This is a genomic window from Arthrobacter sp. MDT1-48-3 (genome assembly GCF_054511015.1).
The window spans coordinates 88,810-110,785 of record NZ_JBTNDL010000008.1 but is presented as its reverse complement, the minus strand read 5'-3'; the positions used below and the strand labels follow the sequence as shown (position 1 = coordinate 110,785).

Genomic DNA, 21,976 nt, shown 5'->3' with positions numbered 1-21,976 from the left:
GATATTTCTCCGCTCCCCCAAACGAAACCATGCGACTTCTCCTTCTCTCTCCCTCCCTCCCCCCCCCCCCCGCCGCCCGCGGGCCGCGCGCGAGCAGAGGCTCGACCCGGAACGGGATGAGCTCGCCCATGGCGAGGGACGTGTCGCAGCGCTCCACGCCGTCGCACGCGAGGATCTTGCCGTTGATGCGGAAGAGGTCCTCGGCGTCGACGGCGACCACCCGGATCAGGATGTCGGCCTGGCCCGTCAGGCCGAAGGCCTCGATGACCTCGGGTACGGCGGCGATGCTGTGCGTGATCGCCGCCAGCTTCTGCTGCTGCACGTGGACATGGATGAAGGCGGTCAGCGGGTAGCCGAGCGAGACCGTGTTGATACGCCGCTCGAAGGACAGGAAGACCGACTTCTTCTCGAGCTGCGCCATCCTCGCCTGCACTGTGTTCCTGGACAGTCCCAGCTTCTGCGCGAGGGCGACGACGGTGCGCCGCGGGTCCCTGGCGAGGGCCTGCAGCAGGCGCGTGTCGGTGAGGTCGAGGGGTTGCATAGTGCGCAACGCTAACACGGCGCTATGCCGCGGAATAGTGCACTCTGCTCAGTCGATGAGGAAACAGTTGTGCCACCTGTGCGGTGTGAGTAGGGTCACAATCATTCCGGGTAAAGGCGCCCGGAGCTCTTTCCCGGCGGCCCGATCGGCCGCAGGAGGGAGTGCCTGCGAGTGAAGGTTGCGTGCAATGACCCAGGACGGCGACCAGCGAGGACACGGAATTCCCGGCGGCGACGACGCCGGGTCGGCGAGCGGGACGGTCTTCCCGGGCCCCGCCCGCGCAGGCGGGGACAACCTCGTCCAGCTCATCGACGCCTCCGGGGTCCGCCACCCGCACGGGCACTACGACGACCTCGTCGCGGACGTCGACGGCGCCGCCTTGCAGAAGCTCTACGAGGACATGGTGGTGGTGCGTCGCATCGACGCCGAGGCCACCGCGCTGCAGCGTCAGGGCGAGCTCGCACTCTGGCCCCCGCTGCTCGGCCAGGAGGCGGCCCAGATCGGTTCCGGCCGTGCCCTGCGCGCCGACGACTTCGTCTTCTCCAGCTACCGCGAGAACGCCGTGGCCTACTGCCGCGGCGTGGACCTCGCCGACATCCTGCGGGTCTGGCGCGGCAACGCCTCCTCCGGCTGGGACCCGTACACCATCAACATGGCCACCCCGCAGGTCATCATCGGGGCGCAGACCCTCCACGCCACCGGCTACGCGATGGGCATCATCAACGACGGCGCCGACGCCGTCGCGGTGACCTACTTCGGCGACGGCGCAACGAGCCAGGGCGACGTCAACGAGGCCATGGTCTTCGCCGCGAGCTACCAGGCCCCCGTGGTGTTCTTCTGCCAGAACAACCACTGGGCCATCTCCGAGCCGGTGGGGTTGCAGGCGCACGTGCCGATCGCACGCCGTGCTCCCGGCTTCGGCATCCCCTCGGTGCGCGTCGACGGCAACGACGTGCTCGCCTGCCTCGCCGTGACCCGCGAGGCCCTCGCCCGCGCACGCTCGGGCGGCGGGCCCACGTTCATCGAGGCCGTGACCTACCGGATGGGCCCCCACACGACGGCCGACGACCCCACCCGCTACCGCGACGCCAACGAGCTCGAGGACTGGGCGGCCCGTGACCCACTGGCCCGACTCGCCACCCTGCTCGACTCGGTCGGGCTGCTCGAGGCCGACTACTCCGACTCCGTGAAGGCGAAGGCCGACGCCGTCGCCGCGAAACTGCGCGAGGGATGCCTGTCGATGGCCGAACCGGTGCCGTCGGACGTCTTCCGGCACGTGTACAGCGCGCCGAACGCGGAGCTCGACCGCCAGCAGGACCACTACGAGCGCTACCTCGCCTCCTTCGCCCAGGCACCCCAGGAAGGACCCCGCTGATGTCCACCATGACTTTCGGCCGCGCGATCAACGCCGGCCTGCGCCGCGCCATGGACGAGGATCCCAAGGTGGTCCTGATCGGTGAGGACATCGGGAAGCTCGGCGGGGTCTTCCGCATCACCGACGGCCTGCAGAAGGACTTCGGGCCGCACCGCGTCCTCGACAGCCCGCTCGCGGAGGCGGGGATCATGGGCACGGCCGTCGGCATGGCCTACCGCGGATACCGCCCGGTGGTGGAGATCCAGTTCGACGGCTTCATCTACCCGGCCTTCGACCAGATCGTCTGCCAGGTGGCCAAGCTGCATTACCGCACGCAGGGCGCCGTGAGGATGCCCATCACCATCCGGGTTCCCTTCGGCGGCGGCATCGGTTCCCCGGAGCACCACTCGGAGTCGCCCGAGGCCTACTTCACTCACACCTCGGGCCTGCGCGTCGTGAGCGTCTCGAACCCGCAGGACGCCTACACGATGATCCAGCAGGCGATCGCCAGCGACGACCCGGTGCTCTACTTCGAACCCAAGCGGCGCTACCACGTCAAGGGCGAGGTCGACGAGGGGATCGACCCGACGGCCTCGGACATGGGTGCCGCCCGCGTGGTGGCCGAGGGGACGGACGTGACGCTGGTGACCTACGGGCCACTCGTGCCCACCGCCCGCGATGCCGCCATCGCGGCGGCCGACGACGGCCTCTCCCTCGAGGTGATCGACCTGCGCTCCCTCGCCCCGATCGATTTCGCGACGGTCGAGTCCTCCGTCCGGAAGACCGGCCGGCTCGTCGTCACGCACGAGGCCGCCCGGTCCGGCGGGCTCGGCGCGGAGATCGCCGCGAGCATCACGGAGCGCTGCTTCGACTACCTCGAGCACGCCCCCGTCCGCGTCACCGGATTCGACATCCCGTACCCGTACTCCAAGCTCGAGTTCCACCACCTGCCCGACCTCGACCGGATCCTGGACGGCGTGGACCGCGTGATGCGGCGGCCGAACTCGCTGTGCGGACTGGATGTCGAAGGAGCGGCACAGTGACCGCGACATCCACCACCGCGTCGTCCAGCACCGCGTCGTCCAGCACCGCGTCGTCCAGCACCGCGTCGTCCACCACCGCGTCGTCCACTGCCGCCCCGGCCCTGGCCGTTCCGCCCACGACCCGGCCGGCCGGGACCACGACCGAAGGGACGACGTCCGCCCGGGTCCGGGAGTTCCGGCTGCCCGACCTCGGCGAGGGACTCACCGAGTCGGAGATCGTCCAGTGGCACGTCACCGTGGGTGACACGGTGGAGCTGAACCAGATCATCGCCGACGTCGAGACCGCCAAGGCGGTCGTCGAGCTGCCCTCACCGTACGCCGGCGTCGTCGTGCACCTGCACGCGGCCGCGGGCAGCGTCGTCGATGTCGGAGCGCCGATCGTCTCCTTCGAGGTGCCGGAGACCGACGGCGCGATGCCCGCGCAGGCGTCGGAGCCGACGGCTCCTTCAGCGTCACGGTCGACCCCGCCACCGTCGGACCCCGCCGACGTGGCCGCGGACGTGCCGGACGACGTGCCCGCCCGGCGCGAACCGAACCTCGTGGGCTACGGGGCAGCTGTCGAGAAGGGCGGGCGCCCGCAGCGGCGGAGCCGCATCCTCCTGACCGCAGGTCACGGGCCGACGCAGGTCCCCACCGCATCGGCTCCGTCGGGCGCGGAGATCCCGTCGCCGCTCCGGCATGCCCCGATGGCGCCCACCGCCGTGCCCGCGCCCGCAGCCGTGCCCGCGCTCGCAGCCGTGCCCGCAGCCGTGCCCGCCGCCGCCCCCGTGCCCGCACCCACCGCCGCGCCCGCACCCGCGGCCGGGGAAGCACGGCGGAGCGGGGACCGGCCCCGCTCCACGCCGCCGGTCCGCAAGCTCGCGCGCGACCTCGGCGTCGCCCTCGACGCCCTGAGAGGCACCGGGCCCGGCGGCCTCATCACGCGGGCCGACGTCCTGTCCGCGCTCGCAGGGACCACGGAGAGCCCTGCCGCAGCGGTGGGGACGCCGGCATCGCCGGCAGGCCCCCTGCCGGCGGCAGGCACGGCCGGCACGGCGAGGGCGGGGGAGACGCGGACACCGATCCGGGGCATGCGGAAGCACACCGCGGCAGCGATGGTGGCCAGCGCCTTCACGGCGCCCCACGTGACCGAGTTCCTCACGATCGACGTCACGCCCACGATGGAGCTGCTCGCGGACCTCAGGGCGAGCCGGTCCTTCGAGGCGACGAAGGTGACGCCGCTGATGATCGTGGCGAAGGCCGTGTGCATCGCGATCGCACGGAACCCCACCCTCAACTCGTCCTGGGACGAGGAGGCGCAGGAGATCGTCCAGTACGCGGACGTGAACCTCGGCATCGCGGCGGCGACCCCGCGTGGGCTGCTCGTGCCGAACATCAAGGCCGCGCAGGACCTGTCCCTGGCGGACCTCGCGAAGGCCCTCAATGCGCTGGCGGAGACCGCGCGCGCGGGGAAGACCCCGCCGGCCGATCTCGCGGGTGGGACCATCTCCATCACCAATATCGGTGTCTTCGGCATCGACGCCGGCACGCCGATCCTGAATCCCGGCGAGGCGGCGATCCTCGCCCTGGGCGCGGTCCGCAGCATGCCGTGGGAATACCAGGGCACGATCGCCCTGCGGTCCGTCCTGACCCTCAGCCTGTCCTTCGACCACCGGCTCGTCGACGGTGAACAGGGCTCACGGTTCCTGGCCGATGTCGGGACCATCCTCCGCAACCCGGCGATGGTCCTGACGATGGTCTAGCGGCACCCGAGGACGCGGTCCGCCTGCGGTAGGTCTGCGTCCTCGGAGAGACGCAGACCCTCCCCGGGAGGGTCTGCGTCTCCCGGGGAGTTACGCCAGTTCGAGGATGAGTTCGCGGACCACGGCGCCGCGGGATGGGGCGAAGCCCTGCGTCTCGCCGACCTGCTGGAAACCCCACCGTTCGAGGATGCGGATGGAGCTCACGTTGTCCGCCACGGCGCGGGCGCGGATGGGGCGCTGGGTCATCTCGTCGAGGAACTGCCCCACGGCGGCCGTGGTGATGCCCTGTCCCCAGCGGGAGCGGTCGATCCAGTAACTGATCTCGGGCACGTCGCCGTCCCGGTAGGCGAGGATGCTGCCCACGACCTCGCCGTCGGACAGGATGGTGCGCACCGTGATCCTGCTGTCGTTCAGGATGTCCTGCCAGTGATGGTCGAAGACGCCGCGGTCCGACGGGTTCTTGGCCCCGAAGGCCGCCATGTGGTTGGCGCTGGGGTCCAGCTGGTGCGAGAAGAACTCGTCGAGGTCGGTGGCTTCAACGGGACGTAGCGTGATCACAGCGGTACTTTCAGTCGGTGGAGTGGCCGGGCGGGCGGCGCGGCCGGTACTTCTCGTGGCTTCAGCGTACTAGGCGCCCCGGAGTGCCCGGAGGCGCGCACCCCCGCCGTCACACGGTCAGGGCGGCCCATGCCATGTCCTGGAGCAGGTCCCGCAGATCGCCGAGCTCCCGGGTCGAGCGGGTGCCGTGCGCGGTGTGCGGCGTCGAGTTGATGAGTCCGAACACCGCATGGACCTTGCGCCGCAGCAGCGAGCGGTCCGCCGTCGGCAGGAGACCGGCCAGTTCGTCCACCCAGACCTGCACGTAGTTGCGCTGCAGGGACCGCACGTTCCGTTCGTCGTCGTGCGGGAGGGAGCCGAGATCGCGATCCTGCACGCGGATCACGTTCGCATTGGCCAGCGCGAAGTCGACCTGGAACCGGATCAGGCCCCGCAGCGCCGCCTCGGGCGAGGACGCCCCCTCGGCGACGGTACGCCCACCCTCCAGGAGGTCCTCGCTGACCCCGGTGAGGAGCGCGGAGAGGACCGAGGGCTTGCCGGTGAAGTGCCGGTAGACGGCGGGCCCGCTCACGCCGGCGGCAGCGCCGAGGTCCTCGATGGACACCCCGTTGTACCCGCGGTCCGCGAACAGCTGTGCCGCGGCGACGAGCAGGGCCGCGCGACGGGACGCCTTCGCGACGCTTCGACCCGTCACGCGGTCTTCGGTGGGCAGTGCCTCCATGCAGGTCCTTCGGGTCCGCCGGTGAGTGATGGACCCATTCTGATGGACATCCAGGTTAATGACCACTAACCTGAATCCGGTTAGCGTCTGCTAACTGAAGCATGCTCGAGGAAGTAGTCGATGGAGACTCTGACATCGCAGGTGGATCCGCTCTCGCCGGCGTTCACGGCGAACGCCGCGGCGCAGGCCGAACTCGTCGGCGACCTGCGGCGGCGCCTCGCGGCCGCGGCCCTCGGCGGGCCCGAGCGCTCCCGCGCACGGCATGTCGCCCGCGGCAAGCTCCTCCCGCGGGAGCGCATCGACCAGCTTCTCGACGACGGCAGTCCGTTCCTCGAGATCGCGCCGCTGGCGGCGAACGGGATGTACGACGACGAGTGCCCGGGTGCGGGCGTGATCGCCGGCATCGGCCTCGTACACGGCCGCCACGTGCTGGTGATCTCGAACGACGCCACCGTCAAGGGCGGCACGTACTACCCGATGACCGTCAAGAAGCATCTCCGCGCGCAGGAGATCGCCCTCGAGAACAATCTGCCCTGCGTGTACCTCGTGGACTCTGGCGGCGCGTTCCTGCCCCGGCAGGACGACGTCTTCCCCGACCGCAACCACTTCGGCCGTATCTTCTACAACCAGGCCACCATGTCGGCCCGGAAGATCCCGCAGATCGCCGCCGTGCTGGGGAGCTGCACCGCCGGTGGCGCCTACGTCCCGGCCATGAGCGACGAGACCGTGATCGTGCGCAACCAGGGCACCATCTTCCTGGGCGGCCCGCCGCTGGTGAAGGCCGCCATCGGCGAGGTCGTCACAGCGGAGGAGCTCGGGGGCGGGGACGTCCACTCCCGCGTCTCCGGGGTCACCGACCATCTCGCGGAGAACGACCAGCACGCGCTGGAGATCGTGCGCGACATCATCGCGACGCTGCCCCCGGCCGCAAAGCCGCCCGCTCCCGCCGTCGTGCACGCCGCCGAGCCGCTGGAGCCGGTGGTGCCTCAGGACGAGCTGTACGGTGCCGTGCCGACGGACGTGAACGCGTCCTACGACGCCCGCGAGATCATCGCCCGGATCGTCGACAGTTCGCTCTTCCACGAGTTCAAGCGCGAGTACGGCACCACCCTCGTCACGGGCTTCGCGACCATCTCCGGCCACCGCGTCGGGATCGTCGCCAACAACGGGGTGCTCTTCAGCGAGTCCGCCCTCAAGGGCGCCCACTTCATCGAGCTCTGCGACCAGCGCGGAGTCCCCCTGGTGTTCCTGCAGAACCTTTCCGGCTTCATGGTGGGCAAGGACTACGAGGCCGGCGGCATCGCGAAGAACGGGGCCAAGATGGTCACCGCCGTCGCGACCTGCCGCGTCCCCAAGCTGACGGTCGTCGTCGGCGGGTCCTTCGGGGCCGGCAACTACTCGATGTGCGGTCGCGCCTTCTCCCCGCGCTTCCTGTGGATGTGGCCGGCGGCCCGCATCTCCGTGATGGGCGGCAACCAGGCGTCGTCGGTCCTGGCGACCGTCAAGCGCGACCAGCTCGAGGCGCGCGGCGAGGACTGGTCATCGGAGGACGAGGAGGCGTTCCGCGCACCCATCCGCGACCAGTACGAAGCCCAGGGCAACCCCTACTACTCGACGGCGCGGCTCTGGGACGACGGCGTGATCGACCCCGCGGACACCCGCACCGTCCTCGGCCTCGCACTCGACGTCTGCGCCAACGCGCCCCTGCCCGACACCTCCTTCGGCCTCTTCCGGATGTGACCCGATGACCTCCAGCCCCCTCTCCAGCCCCGCCGGTGCCCGTTCCAGGACCGCCCCGTGGCCCTTCGACACCGTCCTCGTCGCGAACCGCGGCGAGATCGCGAGCCGGGTCCTCCGCTCCGTCCGCGCGCTCGGCCTCCGGTCGGTCGCCGTCTACAGCGACGCCGATGCCGGCGCCCGGCACGTCCTCGAAGCGGACTCCGCCGTCCGGATCGGCCCGGCCGCACCGTCCGAGAGCTACCTGTCCATCCCCGCCGTCATCGAGGCCTGCCGCCGCACGGGGGCGGGCGCTGTGCACCCCGGGTACGGGTTCCTCAGCGAGAACGCTGCCTTCGCCGACGCGCTGCGGGACGCCGGGATCGTCTTCATCGGGCCGTCCGTCCACGCCCTGGACGTCATGGGCGACAAGATCCGTTCGAAGAACCACGTTGCCGCCTCCGGTGTCCCCGTGGTCCCCGGCATCGCCGAACCGGGACTCTCCGACGACGACCTGCTGCGCGCAGCGGACGACGTCGGCTTCCCGCTGCTCATCAAGCCGTCCGCAGGCGGCGGCGGCAAGGGCATGCATGCCGTCCACCGGCCGGAGGACCTCTCCGAGGTCCTCGTCACGGCGCGTCGCATCGCGGCCCGCGCGTTCGGCGACGACACGCTGTTCCTGGAACGCCTGATCGAGCGGCCCCGCCATATCGAGGTGCAGGTCCTGGCCGACAGCTCCGGCACCGTGATCCATCTCGGCGAGCGCGAGTGCTCGCTGCAGCGCCGGCACCAGAAGGTCATCGAGGAGGCGCCGTCGGCCCTGCTCGACGAGGTGACGCGGCGTCGGATCGGCGAGGCCGCGTGCGCCGCGGCCCGCAGCGTCGACTACGCGGGAGCCGGGACCGTCGAGTTCCTCGTCTCCGACGCCGCGCCCGACGAGTTCTTCTTCATGGAGATGAACACGCGCCTGCAGGTCGAGCATCCCGTCACGGAACTGGTGACCGGCATCGACCTCGTGGAGTGGCAGATCCGCATCGCCGCGGGTGAGGCGCTGTCGTTCACGCAGGACGACGTCGTGCTGACAGGTCATGCCGTCGAGGCCCGCGTGTACGCCGAGAACCCCGAGGCCGGGTTCCTCCCCTCCACCGGCCGCATCCTGGAGCTCACCGAGCCCGCAGGGGAGGGCATCCGGGTGGACAGCTCCCTCCTGCCCGGCGGGACCGTCTCCTCGTCCTACGACCCGATGCTCGCCAAGGTCATCGCCTGGGGTGCCGATCGCGGTGAGGCCCTCGACCGGCTGGACGCGGCGCTCGCCGCCACCGTGGTGCTGGGGGTCGACACCAATATCGAATACCTCCGGCTGCTCGTGGGCGACGACGACGTGCGGGCCGCGCGGCTCGACACCACGATGATCGAACGCAAGCTCCCGGAGCTGGCCTTCCGCCATGTCGCCCCCGAGGACCTCGCACTCGCCGCCGTCCTGCTCCTCGAGGCCGAACCGGCTCCGGCCGGCGGTTCACCCTGGCACCGGGGCGACGGCTTCCGGCTCGGGACACCCCGACCACGCGCCGTGACCCTCGAGATGGACGGCGCCACCGCGACGGTCCGGCTGCAGCGCACGGGCGGGGGATGGACCGGAACGGTCGACGGCACCGACGGCACCGACGGCACCGACGGCACCGACGGCACCGACGGCTCGGCTGCCGCGAGCCTCACGGTTCGCGTCGACGGCGGGGGAGTGACCATCGACGGCCTCCGCTCCCGCCGGCGGTACGCGGTCGACGGGGACACCGTCTGGCTGGGGGATGCCGGCTGGTCCGCCCGCCTGCGCCGTCCGAGCCGCCGCGAACTGCTCGACGCCGCCCTGTCCCGTATCACCCGGGAGGAGGGCGCGGCCGACCCGCTGGTCCGCAGCCCCATGCCGGGCACCGTGGTGTCGGTGTCCGTCGAGGACGGCGCGACCGTCCAGGCGGGCGACGTCCTCGTCGCCGTCGAGGCCATGAAGATGGAGCACCAGCTCACCGCCGCCCTGTCCGGCGTCGTCCGCCTCGCGCTGAAACCCGGCGACCTCGTGCGGGCACACCAGATCCTCGCCACCATCGAGTCCGCCCCCGAGGGCGGCCCGGCACCTATCCCCACGGAAGGGAACGCAGCATGAATTTCGAACTGAGCGAGGAGTACCAGGACCTCGTCGACACCGTCCGCGAGTTCGCCGACGAGGTCGTGGCCCCGGTCTCCGCCAAGCACGACGCCGAGCACAGCTTCCCCTACGAGGTGGTCAAGCAGATGGGGGACATGGGCCTGTTCGGCCTGCCGTTCCCCGAGGAGTACGGAGGCATGGGCGGCGACTACTTCGCGCTGTGCCTGGCACTGGAGCAGCTGGCCCGCGTGGACCAGTCGGTGGCCATCACCCTCGAGGCGGGGGTGTCACTCGGCGCCATGCCCGTCTACCGCTTCGGCACCGAGGAGCAGAAGCAGCAGTGGCTGCCCTCCCTCGCGTCGGGTACCGCCCTCGGCGGGTTCGGCCTCACCGAGTCGGAGGCCGGCTCCGACGCCTCCGGGACGAAGACGACGGCGAAGCTCGAGGACGGCGCGAGCGGACCGGAGTGGGTGATCAACGGCACCAAGGAGTTCATCACGAACTCGGGCACCGACATCACGTCGCTGGTGACCGTCACCGCCGTGACCGGTACCTCCGAGCGGCCGGACGGCACGGTGAAGAAGGAGATCTCCACCCTCCTCGTCCCCTCGGACACGCCGGGTTTCACGGCCGAGAAGGCCTACAACAAGGTGGGCTGGAACGCCTCCGACACCCATCCGCTCACCCTCCGTGACGTCCGGGTCCCGGAGGCGAACCTGTTGGGTACGCGCGGCCGCGGGTACGCCAACTTCCTGCAGATCCTCGACGAGGGGCGGATCGCCATCGCGGCGCTCGCGACCGGCGCGGCGCAGGGTTGCGTGGAACAGTCCATCAAGTACGCGGGCGAGCGCATGGCCTTCGGCAGCACCATCGGCGCCTACCAGTCCATCCAGTTCAAGATCGCCCGGATGCAGGTCCGGGCCCACACGGCGCGGCTGGCCTACTACGACGCGGCGTCGCGCATGCTCGCGGGCAAGCCGTTCAAGACGCAGGCCTCGATCGCGAAGCTGGTGGCCGGCGAAGCCGCCATGGACAACGCGCGCGACGCGACACAGATCTTCGGCGGCTACGGTTTCATCAACGAGTTCGTGGTGTCCAGGCACTACCGTGACTCGAAGATCCTCGAGATCGGCGAGGGGACCACGGAGGTCCAGCTCATGCTGATCGCGAGGGAACTCGGCCTGTAGACCCGCCGCAGGGACAGGACGGACAGGCGCCGGAACAGCGAAGGAGAAGCAGTGATCAACAAAGTGGTTGGCAGTGCGGCGGAGGCCGTGGCGGACATCCCCGACGGAGCATCCCTCGCCGTCGGCGGGTTCGGCCTGTGCGGGATCCCGGTGACCCTGATCGACGCCCTGCACCGGCAGGGGACCTCGGAGCTCGAGACGGTGAGCAACAACTGCGGCGTGGACGACTGGGGGCTCGGCATCCTGCTGTCCGATCACCGGATCCGCCGGACCGTCAGCTCCTACGTCGGCGAGAACAAGGAGTTCGCGCGCCAGTACCTCTCGGGCGAGCTCGAGGTCGAGCTCACCCCGCAGGGCACCCTCGCCGAGAAGCTCCGGGCCGGCGGCGCGGGCATCCCGGCCTTCTTCACCACGGCGGGCGTCGGCACCCAGGTCAGCGAGGGCGGCCTGCCCCAGCGGTACGACGGCGACGGCAGCGTCGCCGTGGCGTCGAAGGCCAAGGAGGTGCGGTCCTTCGACGGCGTCGACTACGTGCTCGAGGAGTCGCTGCGGCCCGACTTCGCGCTGGTCCACGCCTGGAAGGGCGACCGCCACGGCAACCTCGTCTTCCACGCCACCGCGATGAACTTCAATCCGCTCTGTGCGCAGGCCGGCCGGATCACGATCGCCGAGGTCGAGGAACTCGTGGAACCCGGGGAGCTCGACCCGGCGCAGGTCCACACGCCCGGCATCTTCGTCCAGCGCGTGGTGGTGGCGCGCGACGTCGAGAAGCGCGTCGAGAAGCGGACCGTCTCGATCGGCGGCGCGCCCCACCCCGGCGCCGGCCTGAACGCACCCGAAGGAGCATGAGCATGGCACTCACCCGCAACGAACTCGCCGCCAGGGTGGCGCAGGAGCTGGAGAACGGGCAGTACGTCAACCTCGGCATCGGGATGCCCACGCTGATCCCGAACTACATCCCCGCCGGCGTCGAGGTGGTGCTGCACTCCGAGAACGGCATCCTCGGCGTCGGTCCCTATCCCGCCGAGGACGCCGTCGATCCGGACCTCATCAATGCCGGCAAGGAGACCGTCACCGCCAATCCGGGCGCTGCGTTCTTCGACTCGGCCGCGTCCTTCGGCATGATCCGCGGCGGCCATGTGGACGTCGCGGTCCTCGGTGCCATGGAGGTCGCGCAGAACGGCGACCTCGCGAACTGGATGGTGCCCGGCAAGATGGTCAAGGGCATGGGCGGCGCCATGGACCTCGTGTTCGGGGCGAAGCGCGTGATCGTCATGATGGAGCACGTGGACCGGGCAGGGCGGCCGAAGATCGTCGAAGCCTGTTCCCTGCCCCTGACGGGGAAGGGCTGCGTGACCCGGATCGTCACCGACCTAGCCGTGATCGACGTCGAACCCGACGGACTCGTGCTGCGCGAGACCGCCCCCGGCGTGAGCACGGACGACGTCGTCGCCGCCACCGGCGCCCCGCTGCGGATCGAGCTCGGGGAAGCGGCCGCGTGAGCGGCGACACGCCCCCTGCCCGGTCCGTGATCGAGCAGCGCGGCCTCTACCTCGACGAGCTCGAGGTCGGGACGGTCTACGCCCACCGCCCCGGCCGGACGCTGACCGAGGCCGACAACGTCCTGTTCACGACGCTGACCATGAACACGCAGGCCCTGCACCTCGACGCGGCCTGGTCCGCGGGGCAGCCCTTCGGTGAGCGTCTCGTCAATTCGATGCTGACCCTCGCGACGCTCGTCGGACAGTCGGTGTCCCAGCTCACGCAGGGCACCATCGTGGCGCAGCTGGGGCTCACCGACGTCGCCTTCCCGAAGCCGCTGTTCCACGGCGACACCCTGTACACGGAGACCGAGATCACCGGTGTCCGCCCGTCGTCCTCGCGCCCCGGGCAGGGCATCGTGTCCATGGTCCACACCGGGCGCAACCAGCACGGCGATGTCGTCGCGACGGCAACGCGCTCCGTCCTCATGTGGTCCTCGACGGCGCAGCGGGCGGTGACGCGATGAGCGGGATCGTCCTGGGACCGGCACTGCTCTTCTGCCCGGCGGACCGCCCGGAGCGGTACGGCAAGGCGGCCGACCGCTCCGACACCGTCATCCTCGACCTGGAGGACGCCGTGGCGCCCGGAGCCAAGGACGCGGCACGGACGGCACTCGCCGAGACCCCGCTCGCCCCGGAGCGCACCGTGGTGCGGCTCAACGCGGTGGGGACAGCCGACTTCGCACTCGACTGCGCCGCCGTCCGAGGCACCCCCTACCGCACCGTCATGCTCGCCAAGACGGAGTCGCCCGAGCACGTCGCCGCGGCCCGCGCGGCCCTGGGGGACGTCGAGGTCATCGCCCTGGTCGAGACGGCGCGGGGCGTGGTCCACGCGGACGCCATCGCCGCGGCCGACGGCGTCACCGCCCTCATGTGGGGCGCCGAGGACCTCGTGGCATCCCTCGGCGGCACCTCGAGCCGCACCGCCGGCGGCACCTACCGGGCCGTGGCGCTCCAGGCGCGCTCGCAGGTGCTCCTCGCCGCAGGAGCCGCGGGAGTCGGCTGTATCGACGCCGTCTACGTGGATATCGCCGACCTCGAGGGCCTCGCCGCCGAGGCCGAGGATGCGGCCGCTTCCGGCTTTTCCGCGAAGGCCTGCATCCATCCCGGCCAGGTGGCCGCGGTCCGTACGGCCTTCGCTCCCGGCGACGCCGAGGTCGAGCGCGCCCGCGCGCTGCTCGCCGCCGCCGAGAGGGAGCGGGGCGTCTTCGCCTACGAGGGGCGCATGGTGGACGAGCCGATCCTCCGGCATGCCCGCAGCGTCGTGGGCAGGGCGTCGGGTCGGTAGGGGCGGGCCTCGCCGGACGCCGCCGCGGTGTCGACGACAGCGGAGTCGGACGCGCGTATGGCAGTGCCGGTGCCGGCGAACAGCGCTGGCAGATGTCGTCGTCCCGTGAGGATCGAGGCCCGCTTGACCCGCTCCAGGCGCCGCTCTTTGCGGCTTCGCTTCTCAGAAGGGCGGTAGGAGCCCGGGGTCCGGGACCCGCTCCGCGCGCATCGCCGTCCCTAGGTCGTGCACGGTGCGGGCGATCGCCGACGAATCCGTCGTGGCGGGCGGTGGTTCGGGCGGCGTCGTATAGGTGCGACCACCCGGCGACAACCAGCTCAGCCCGCCATCGGGATCGGGAGTCGGTGTCCATCCCGTCCGGTGCTTCAGCATGTGGTGTCGCCTGCAGACGGGATAGAGGTTGTCCGCACCGGTCGATCCTCCGTCTGCCCAGGACACCAGATGGTCCAGATCGCAGCGGCCGGCGGGACGGCCGCAGCCGTAGAAGCTGCAGGTCTTCTGGCGGAGCTGCACCCAGGTCCGCAGGTCCTCGCTTGGGCGGTACCGGGTCCGGTCCAGGCCGAGCACCGCACCCGTGTACGGGTGGGTGAGCAGGCGCATCCACGAGGTGGCGTCCCCGGCGAGCCGGCGGGCGGCGTCGGCAGGGATCGGACCATAACCTTCGAGTTCGGCAGGTTCGTCGGTGAGCCTCATCAGCGCGAACACCGGAACGGTCACGACGATCCTCGCTGCTGGGGAGCGCGTGCCCGAGGGCCCACCGGCGCCGAGCAGCATGTCGGCCAGGACGTCGGCGCGCAGTTGGGGCAGCGTCCGCGGCTCATCGCCGCTGCGCAGGGTCCGGGCCACCGCATCCACCGTGGTGTGCAGGGCCAGGGCCTGCTCCGCGGGGAGATAGGCGCTGAACCACGCCATCCCGTCACGGTCCGGTTCGAAGACGACGCACCGATCCGGTTCCGCCTTCACCCGGCGGGCAGTCAACGACCCGGGGTGGAGCTTCTCCCGCAGCCGACGGCACCGCGCCGTCAGCCTCGGCCCGTTCAGGTCTTCCGCCACCGTCAGGATCTCCGCCTCGAACGCCAGGACGGCCTCGTCGGGGAGTGTGCGGGACTGCTCGACGATGACCGACGCCCGCGAGGCACAGATCCCGCCCTTCTCCAGGGCCGCCAGGGTGGCCGTCAACGGTCCGGTCAGCGTGAGCGACTCCGAGACGAGCCGGGCGGCCGAGCCCTCGGACAGCTTGAGCAGGGCTGCGGTCTCCACAACCGTCTCCGTGAACGCGAGGGACGACGACCGGCCCGACCAGGTCCGGTGCCCGCGATCGCTGAACGTGTGGACCCTCGTGATCAACCGGGCCCGCTGGGCGGCCGCCCACGATGCGAGGCGTTCGGCCGCGCGCAGCAGCTCGAGCGTGTCATCGAGACGGGAGGGGGCCGCGATCATCGGCGCGTCCTGCAGGCGGGCCACCAGTCCGGACGGCGACGACTCCTCGATGAGAGTTCGCCGATGACCGTCGGTTCCTTCGTCCTCGGTGCCGAGGTCTTCCAGCGGACCGAGGATCTCGTCGACCGCATCCGCGGGCCATCCCCAGGTCGCCTCGTCGTAGGCGTCCCCGAGATCGAGCGTCGACGGTCCAATGGACATGGCTCATTCCATCACTCGGCACCGACATTCCGGTTGCTCGACACAGACCCGGAACAGGTGCCCCATGGTTGGTGCCGACCGGCCATCGAGGTACCGGCAGGGACCCGGCCGCCGGGTGGAAGCGGCGCGTCGTCGCGGTCCGGGATCCCTCTCCGCCGCCCGGTCGCATCCGGACGATGCCCGCCCACAGCGTCCGCGGACCCTGGCTGATGGACAGCTCCGGACTGCGGGATACTGGGGCCATGGATTTCAGCAACCCCACCCGGCAGTACCGGCGCGTCTCCATCCTCGGCTCCACGGGCTCCATCGGGACCCAGGCGCTCGAGGTGATCGCCGCGGCTTCCGACCGTTTCGGCGTCGCGGGCCTCAGCGCCGGCGGACGGAACCTGGAACTCCTCGCCCGCCAGGCCGTGGCCGTCCGGGCTCCCGCCGTCGGCGTCGCGTCCGCGTCGGAGTCCGACCTCGAGCGCGCGATCGCGCAGGCCGCCGACGCCGCCGGTGTCCGGGGCTACGCACCGGTGCTGTTCTCCGGCGACGACGCCGCGGCGAAGGTTGCTGCCTGGCCCGACGCCGACGTCGTCCTCAACGGCATCACCGGCTCGATCGGCCTCGAGCCCACCCTCGCCGCGCTCGCCGCCGGGCACCTGCTCGCCCTGGCCAACAAGGAGTCGCTGATCGCCGGGGGAGCGCTCGTGCGCGCGGCGGCCGCTCCCGGACAACTCGTCCCCGTGGACTCCGAGCACTCGGCCATCGCGCAGGCCCTGCGCGGCGGCACGGCCGACGAGGTGGACCGACTGGTCCTGACGGCGTCGGGCGGCCCGTTCCGCGGCAGGACCCGCGCCCAGCTGCAGCACGTCACGCCCGCGGAGGCTGTCGCCCACCCCACGTGGGACATGGGACGCGTCATCAGCACGAACTCCGCCTCGATGGTCAACAAGGCCCTCGAGGTGATCGAGGCCCACCTCCTCTTCGACATCCCGCTCGAGCGGATCGACGTCGTCGTGCACCCGCAGTCCGTGATCCACTCGATGGTCCAGTTCATCGACGGCTCCACGCTGGCGCAGGCGTCACCGCCGGACATGCGCCTCCCCATCGCCCTCGGCATCGGCTGGCCGTTCCGCGTGCCGGGATCAGCCCGCGCATGCGACTGGAGCCGGTCCGCCGAGTGGACCTTCGAACCGCTGGACGAGGAGGCCTTCCCGGCCATCGCCCTGGCGAAGCGTGCGGCCGCCGAGGGCGGCACGCGCATGGCCGTGTACAACGCCGCGAACGAGGAGGCCGTCGAGGCCTTTCACAGGGGAGCCATAGGTTTCCCTGAGATCGTGGACACCGTGTCCGCCGTCGTCGACGAGCAGCGTGCGCGGGAGGTCGCCGGCGGCGAGCTCACCCTCGACGCCGTCCTCGAGGCGGAGCGCTGGGCACGCACGAGTGCCCGGTCCCGTTGCGGCCTCGTGGAGTCGCCGGCGCCCGGAGGGGCGGCCGGTCCGGAAGGCCAGAAGGAAGAGCTGTGACCGTTCTCTTGTTCATCGTCGGAGTGCTCGTCGTCGTCGTCGGCATCGCGGCGTCGATCGCCCTGCACGAAGTGGGGCACCTGGTGCCCGCGAAGCTGTTCCGCGTCCGCGTCACCCAGTACATGGTGGGCTTCGGTCCCACCATCTGGTCCAGGCGACGCGGGGAGACCGAGTACGGGCTGAAGGCGATCCCGGCCGGCGGCTACGTCTCGATGGTGGGCATGTTCCCTCCTGCGACCACGGAGGCCGGTGCGGTGCGCCAGTCCAGCACCGGCGTCTTCCAGCAGCTCACCAACGACGCCCGGCAGGCCGCGGCCGAGCAGTTGCAGCCGGGGGACGAGGACCGGGTCTTCTACAAGCTGCCCATCTGGAAACGGATCATCGTCATGCTCGGCGGGCCGCTGATGAACCTCCTGATCGGGACCGTGCTCTTCGCCGTCCTCATCATGGGGTTCGGCAGTGCGCAGGCCACCACCACGCTGTCCGAGGTGTACCGGTGCGTGGTCCCCGCCAGTCAGCAGGCGGCCACGGGACAGACCGACTGTGCGCCCGAGGATCCCGCCGCCCCCGCCTTCGAGGCGGGACTCCAGCCGGGCGACCGCGTGGTCGCCTTCGACGGCCGGGAGGTCACCGACTGGGACGAGCTGTCGGGCTGGATCAGGGACGCGGCCGGCCGCGAGGTCGGCATCACCTACGTGCGCGACGGCGAGAGCGTCGAGTCCGTCATCACGCCCCTGCTGACGGAACGGCCGGTCGCCGCGGAGGACGGCACGGCGATGGTCGACGACGACGGCGACGCCGTGACCCAGGAGGTGGGCTTCATCGGCGTCGGTTCGACGCAGGAACTCGTCCCGCAGCCCGCGACCGAGGTGCTCCCGGCTGTCGGGGACTCGCTGGCCCGGGTCGCCGGAGTGGTGCTGAACCTGCCGCAGCGCGTGGTGGAGGTGGGTCAGGCAGCGTTCTCGGACGCGCCGCGTGATCCCGAGGGGCCCATCAGCGTCGTCGGCGTCGGGAGGATCGCGGGCGAGATCTCGGCGATGGAGGAAGTGCCGGTCGAATCCCGCGCGGCGACGCTGATCGGGCTCGTCGCGGGCGTGAACCTCGCCCTGTTCGTGTTCAACCTGATCCCGCTCCTGCCGCTCGACGGCGGGCACGTCGCCGGAGCGCTGTGGGAGGGGCTGCGCCGGGGTGTCGCGCGGGTGTTCGGGCGTCCCGATCCGGGGCCGTTCGACATGGCCAGGCTCCTGCCCCTCACCTACGCGGTGGCGATCCTGCTGATGGGGATGGGTGTCCTGTTGATCTATGCCGATATCGTCAAACCGGTCGACCTGTTCGGCTGATCGGTTGTAATTCGAATTTCAACCTCATACGGTTGATGAATGTTCGTCCTGACCATCGACCAGACCGGAAGCCGAGCCACCACGGACCGGGTGCCGGAACTGCTCCACCTCCTGCAGCCCGTCCACGCCGTGTTGGCCTGGGAGCGATCGGTCGGGGACGAGGCGCAGGGGGTCCTCGCGCGCGCGGACGACGTCGTCGAGGCCGTGATGCTCTGCCTGCGGGCCGGCGGCTGGTACGTGGGCGTCGGGATCGGGACCGTCGAGCGTCCCTTCCCCGCCTCCCCACGGGAGGGCCGCGGCTCGGCGTTCGTCGCAGCGCGGAAGGCCGTGGACCGCGCGAAGAAGACGGGGGACCGCGCACCCCTCGCCGTCGAGGGCCCGGACGGGGCCGGCGAGGCGGAGGGCGTGCTCGCGCTCCTCGGCCGGCACGTGATGGGACGCTCGGACGCCGAATGGCGGATCCTCGATCTCCTGCACCCGGGGGAGCGCGGCACGCAGACCGCCGTCGCGCGGACGCTCGGCATCAGTCCCCAGGCGGTGAGCAAGGCCGCCGCCCGTGCCGCGTGGCACGAGGAGCAGGCCGTCCGCCCCGCAGCCGCGCGGCTCCTGGCCTGGGCCGACGACCGCGTCGCCTGACGGCCCGGTCCGCGTCCCCGCATCCGTCGGGGGTGCCGTGGGGTAGACATGGATCAAGGAAGAAGGAGGTCCGGTGGACGCACTCTGGATCGCGGTGGCACTGCTCGCGGCGGGTGGCCTCGGCCTGCCCGTGACCATGCTCGTCCTGCGGCTGGCCCGTTCCGTGGACACCGCGGAACGGCGCCGCGAGGAACCGCCCGAGCCCGCGGACCAGCCCCAGCTGGACCTCCCCGAGCCACCCGCGGAACCGCCGAGGGCACCCGTGGACGCCCTGCCGCCGGGAGTCCTCCGCGGCGGACTCGTCATCGGCGTCCTCGAGCGGCTCGCGGTCACCGTCGCCATCCTCGGTGGCCAGCCGGTCGCCATCGCCTACGTCGTCGCGGTCAAGGCGCTCGGTCGCTATGCCGAGCTGAAGGAGACCCCCGCCGCGTCGGAGCGGTTCATCATCGGCACGCTGTCCTCCCTGCTCTGGGCGGCAGGGGTCGCGACGATCGTCAAGGTCTACCTCCTGGAAGTCCCGTAGGGTGAGGCCCATGAGTATCTTCGCCGTCGAGTACGTGTACAACCCCGACCACGACGACCTCCGGGCGGAGCACCGTCCGGAGCACCGGCAGTGGCTCGAGAGCCTCGTGCAGCAGGGCCGCGTCCTGGCCTCCGGACCGTTCGCCGATGGCAGCGGCGCCCTCCTCGTCTTCGCCGCCGAGACCGAGGCGGACCTCAACCAGCTCGTGAGCAAAGACCCCTTCGCCCGGGTCGGTGCCATCTCGGCTGTCAAGGCCACCGGGTGGAACCCGGTCATCGGAGCATTCCGCGACCTCGTGTGACCTGCATCGCCACACGCCGGGAGACCGCCGGGCCGGGTGGATAATGAAATCAAGAATCTCGAAGACGTGCGGTCACGGCCGCCAGCATGGAGGATGTTTTGACCTCGGTCAGCCTAGGAATGCCAGCAGCACCGCCCCCCGTCCTCGCACCCCGGCGCAAGACCCGCCAGATCAAGGTCGGATCGGTGGGCGTCGGATCCGATTCGCCGATCAGCATCCAGTCCATGACCACCACGCCGACCACGGACATCAACGCGACGCTGCAGCAGATCGCGGAGCTCACGGCGACCGGGTGCGACATCGTCCGTGTGGCCTGCCCGTCGGCCGATGACGCCGCAGCCCTGCCGATCATCGCGAAGAAGTCCCAGATCCCCGTCATCGCGGACATCCACTTCCAGCCGAAGTACGTCTTCGCCGCGATCGACGCCGGGTGCGCAGCAGTGCGCGTCAACCCCGGCAACATCCGGAAGTTCGACGACCAGGTGAAGCAGATCGCCGACGCGGCGAAGGCCGCCGGGACCTCGATCCGCATCGGCGTCAACGCCGGCTCACTGGATCCCCGCCTGATGCAGAAGTACGGCAAGGCCACACCCGAGGCGCTCGTCGAGTCCGCTGTCTGGGAAGCCTCCCTGTTCGAGGAACACGACTTCCACGACTTCAAGATCTCGGTCAAGCACAACGATCCCGTGATCATGGTGCGTGCCTACGAACTGCTCGCCGAGCGCGGCGACTGGCCCCTGCACCTCGGCGTGACCGAGGCGGGGCCCTCCTTCCAGGGCACCATCAAGTCGGCCACGGCCTTCGGGGCGCTCCTGTCCAAGGGCATCGGCGACACCATCCGCGTCTCCCTCTCGGCACCGCCGGTCGAGGAGATCAAGGTGGGCAACCAGATCCTGCAGTCGCTCAACCTGCGTCCCCGCAAGCTCGAGATCGTCTCCTGCCCGTCCTGTGGCAGGGCCCAGGTGGACGTCTACACGCTGGCCGAGGAGGTCACCGCCGGCCTCGAGGGCATGGAGGTCCCGCTGCGCGTGGCCGTCATGGGCTGCGTCGTCAACGGACCCGGCGAGGCCCGCGAGGCCGACCTGGGTGTGGCTTCCGGAAACGGCAAGGGCCAGATCTTCGTGAGGGGCGAAGTCATCAAGACTGTCCCCGAGGACCAGATCGTTGAGACACTCATCGAGGAAGCGATGCGGCTCGCAGAGGAGATGGGTGAGGCTGATGGCGAAACTGCTGGCTCGGGTGGCCCCATGGTTACCGTTAGCTAGGCCACAGCCCGACCCCGAGGGCCCCTGGTCGTTCCGCGTCCTCGGCGAGGCGGACACCCGGGATCTCTGGGCCCTCGTCGCCGCCGATCCGGTGGCCAACGTCTTCGTGGCCTCCCACCTCGAGTCCATGGGGACGGCCGCGCCGTCGTTCTCCGGCGGCGAGATCATCGGCATGTTCCGGCACGACGAGCTCCGCGCTGCGTGCTGGGCGGGCGTCAACCTCGTGCCCATCGGCGTGACGGACGAGACCGGCGCGATCTTCGGGGACCACCTCGGCCGGTCGGGCCGGACCTTCTCCTCGGTCTTCGGGCTCTCCGAGGGCGTGATGGACCTGTGGTCCACGCTCGAGGACTACAGCGCCGAGCCCTTCGACATCCGCCCCACGCAGCCGCTCATGGCCATCGACACGGACCCGCTCATCGCGCCCGCCCCCGATCTCCGCTTCACGCGTCCCGACGAACTCGACCGGCTCCTGCCCGCCTGCGCCGCGATGTTCGAGGAGGAGGTGGGGTACTCGCCGTTCATCGGCGGGTCCGAGCACTACCGGCGCCGCGTGGCGTCCCTGATCAGCCGCAAGCACTCGCTCGCAGCGTTCGACGACGACGGCACGGTGGTCTTCAAGGCCGAACTGGGTACGGTGTCCTCGCAGGCCGTCCAGGTGCAGGGCGTCTGGGTGAACCCGGACCACCGCGGCAGGGGGCTCAGCGCCGCCTACATGGCCGCCGTCGTCGTCGCCGCCCGCTCCCTCGCGCCGACCGTCAGCCTCTACGTGAACTCCTACAACGCCCGGGCCATCGCCGCGTACAAGCGCGTGGGCTTCGAGCAGGTGGACACCTTCGCGACGATCCTCTTCTGAGGAGGACCCTGCCGGCGGTGATCCCGACCCGCCCGCCCGACCCGCTAGATTGGTAGCTGTTGTCTCCCGCCG

Annotated in this window: 20 protein-coding genes and 1 pseudogene; 17 read left to right on the top strand and 4 right to left on the bottom strand. The window is 70.8% G+C overall.

Annotated elements, in window-relative coordinates:
• Positions 1-73 precede the first annotated feature (73 nt).
• Positions 74-541: pseudogene (locus ACX80L_RS15335) on the bottom strand (Lrp/AsnC family transcriptional regulator); the annotation flags it as partial.
• Between the two features lie 187 nt (positions 542-728).
• Here ACX80L_RS15335 and pdhA point away from each other — a divergent pair.
• The 3 genes from pdhA to ACX80L_RS15320 all read left to right on the top strand — a co-directional run bounded on the left by pdhA (position 729) and on the right by ACX80L_RS15320 (position 4,680).
• Positions 729-1,916, top strand: a complete 1,188-nt coding sequence (pdhA, locus tag ACX80L_RS15330) for a pyruvate dehydrogenase (acetyl-transferring) E1 component subunit alpha (RefSeq protein WP_459290671.1) — start codon at positions 729-731, stop codon at positions 1,914-1,916.
• Positions 1,916-2,938 carry an alpha-ketoacid dehydrogenase subunit beta gene (locus ACX80L_RS15325; protein ID WP_459290669.1) on the top strand — a complete coding sequence of 341 codons (1,023 nt, stop codon included), beginning with the start codon at positions 1,916-1,918 and terminating at the stop codon, positions 2,936-2,938. The genes pdhA and ACX80L_RS15325 overlap by 1 nt, the downstream gene beginning before the upstream one ends.
• Positions 2,939-3,117: 179 nt before the next feature.
• Positions 3,118-4,680: a dihydrolipoamide acetyltransferase family protein gene (locus ACX80L_RS15320; RefSeq protein ID WP_459290681.1), complete on the top strand. Its 1,563-nt coding sequence runs from the start codon at positions 3,118-3,120 to the stop codon at positions 4,678-4,680.
• Between the two features lie 90 nt (positions 4,681-4,770).
• Here ACX80L_RS15320 and ACX80L_RS15315 read toward each other — a convergent pair whose 3' ends face one another.
• Complete coding sequence (locus ACX80L_RS15315) at positions 4,771-5,238, bottom strand: GNAT family N-acetyltransferase (RefSeq protein WP_133082179.1); 468 nt, start codon at positions 5,236-5,238, stop codon at positions 4,771-4,773.
• 109 nt (positions 5,239-5,347) lie between these two features.
• Positions 5,348-5,959 carry a TetR/AcrR family transcriptional regulator gene (locus ACX80L_RS15310; RefSeq protein ID WP_459290666.1) on the bottom strand — a complete coding sequence of 204 codons (612 nt, stop codon included), beginning with the start codon at positions 5,957-5,959 and terminating at the stop codon, positions 5,348-5,350.
• A 120-nt stretch (positions 5,960-6,079) separates the two neighbouring features.
• Here ACX80L_RS15310 and ACX80L_RS15305 point away from each other — a divergent pair, with 120 nt between their 5' ends.
• The 7 genes from ACX80L_RS15305 to ACX80L_RS15275 are packed head-to-tail and all read left to right on the top strand — an operon-like array spanning position 6,080 to position 13,831.
• Complete coding sequence (locus ACX80L_RS15305) at positions 6,080-7,699, top strand: carboxyl transferase domain-containing protein (protein ID WP_459290664.1); 1,620 nt, start codon at positions 6,080-6,082, stop codon at positions 7,697-7,699.
• Between the two features lie 4 nt (positions 7,700-7,703).
• Positions 7,704-9,833 carry an acetyl/propionyl/methylcrotonyl-CoA carboxylase subunit alpha gene (locus ACX80L_RS15300; RefSeq protein ID WP_459290662.1) on the top strand — a complete coding sequence of 710 codons (2,130 nt, stop codon included), beginning with the start codon at positions 7,704-7,706 and terminating at the stop codon, positions 9,831-9,833.
• Positions 9,830-11,002: an acyl-CoA dehydrogenase family protein gene (locus tag ACX80L_RS15295; RefSeq protein ID WP_459290660.1), complete on the top strand. Its 1,173-nt coding sequence runs from the start codon at positions 9,830-9,832 to the stop codon at positions 11,000-11,002. The genes ACX80L_RS15300 and ACX80L_RS15295 overlap by 4 nt, the downstream gene beginning before the upstream one ends.
• A 51-nt stretch (positions 11,003-11,053) precedes the next feature.
• Positions 11,054-11,851, top strand: coding sequence for a CoA transferase subunit A (locus tag ACX80L_RS15290; protein ID WP_459290658.1), 798 nt, complete (start codon positions 11,054-11,056; stop codon positions 11,849-11,851).
• A 2-nt stretch (positions 11,852-11,853) separates the two neighbouring features.
• The gene (locus ACX80L_RS15285) at positions 11,854-12,504 is read left to right on the top strand and encodes a 3-oxoacid CoA-transferase subunit B (RefSeq protein WP_133082185.1); all 651 of its coding nucleotides are present in this window, start codon (positions 11,854-11,856) and stop codon (positions 12,502-12,504) included.
• Positions 12,501-13,010 carry a MaoC family dehydratase gene (locus ACX80L_RS15280; RefSeq protein WP_459290656.1) on the top strand — a complete coding sequence of 170 codons (510 nt, stop codon included), beginning with the start codon at positions 12,501-12,503 and terminating at the stop codon, positions 13,008-13,010. The genes ACX80L_RS15285 and ACX80L_RS15280 overlap by 4 nt, the downstream gene beginning before the upstream one ends.
• The gene (locus ACX80L_RS15275; protein ID WP_459290654.1) at positions 13,007-13,831 is read left to right on the top strand and encodes an HpcH/HpaI aldolase/citrate lyase family protein; all 825 of its coding nucleotides are present in this window, start codon (positions 13,007-13,009) and stop codon (positions 13,829-13,831) included. Before ACX80L_RS15280 ends, ACX80L_RS15275 begins: the two co-directional genes overlap by 4 nt.
• Before the next feature lie 162 nt (positions 13,832-13,993).
• Here ACX80L_RS15275 and ACX80L_RS15270 read toward each other — a convergent pair whose 3' ends face one another.
• A complete protein-coding gene (locus ACX80L_RS15270; RefSeq protein WP_459290652.1) occupies positions 13,994-15,472 on the bottom strand; it encodes an HNH endonuclease signature motif containing protein in 1,479 nt (492 codons plus the stop codon).
• Positions 15,473-15,714: 242 nt separating this feature from the next.
• Between ACX80L_RS15270 and dxr the strand changes: the two genes are divergently transcribed.
• From dxr to ACX80L_RS15235, 7 genes are all read left to right on the top strand, one after another.
• A complete protein-coding gene (dxr, locus tag ACX80L_RS15265; RefSeq protein ID WP_459290650.1) occupies positions 15,715-16,983 on the top strand; it encodes a 1-deoxy-D-xylulose-5-phosphate reductoisomerase in 1,269 nt (422 codons plus the stop codon).
• Positions 16,980-18,323: a M50 family metallopeptidase gene (locus ACX80L_RS15260; protein WP_459290648.1), complete on the top strand. Its 1,344-nt coding sequence runs from the start codon at positions 16,980-16,982 to the stop codon at positions 18,321-18,323. Before dxr ends, ACX80L_RS15260 begins: the two co-directional genes overlap by 4 nt.
• Before the next feature lie 39 nt (positions 18,324-18,362).
• Positions 18,363-18,959, top strand: a complete 597-nt coding sequence (locus ACX80L_RS15255; RefSeq protein ID WP_459290646.1) for a MarR family transcriptional regulator — start codon at positions 18,363-18,365, stop codon at positions 18,957-18,959.
• A 73-nt stretch (positions 18,960-19,032) separates the two neighbouring features.
• A complete protein-coding gene (locus tag ACX80L_RS15250; protein ID WP_208740784.1) occupies positions 19,033-19,482 on the top strand; it encodes a hypothetical protein in 450 nt (149 codons plus the stop codon).
• A gap of 10 nt (positions 19,483-19,492) precedes the next feature.
• Positions 19,493-19,783, top strand: a complete 291-nt coding sequence (locus tag ACX80L_RS15245; protein WP_459290644.1) for a YciI family protein — start codon at positions 19,493-19,495, stop codon at positions 19,781-19,783.
• A gap of 98 nt (positions 19,784-19,881) precedes the next feature.
• A complete protein-coding gene (gene ispG, locus ACX80L_RS15240) occupies positions 19,882-21,048 on the top strand; it encodes a flavodoxin-dependent (E)-4-hydroxy-3-methylbut-2-enyl-diphosphate synthase (protein ID WP_133082193.1) in 1,167 nt (388 codons plus the stop codon).
• Positions 21,002-21,904: a GNAT family N-acetyltransferase gene (locus ACX80L_RS15235; RefSeq protein WP_459268939.1), complete on the top strand. Its 903-nt coding sequence runs from the start codon at positions 21,002-21,004 to the stop codon at positions 21,902-21,904. The genes ispG and ACX80L_RS15235 overlap by 47 nt, the downstream gene beginning before the upstream one ends.
• Positions 21,905-21,976: the final 72 nt, after the last annotated feature.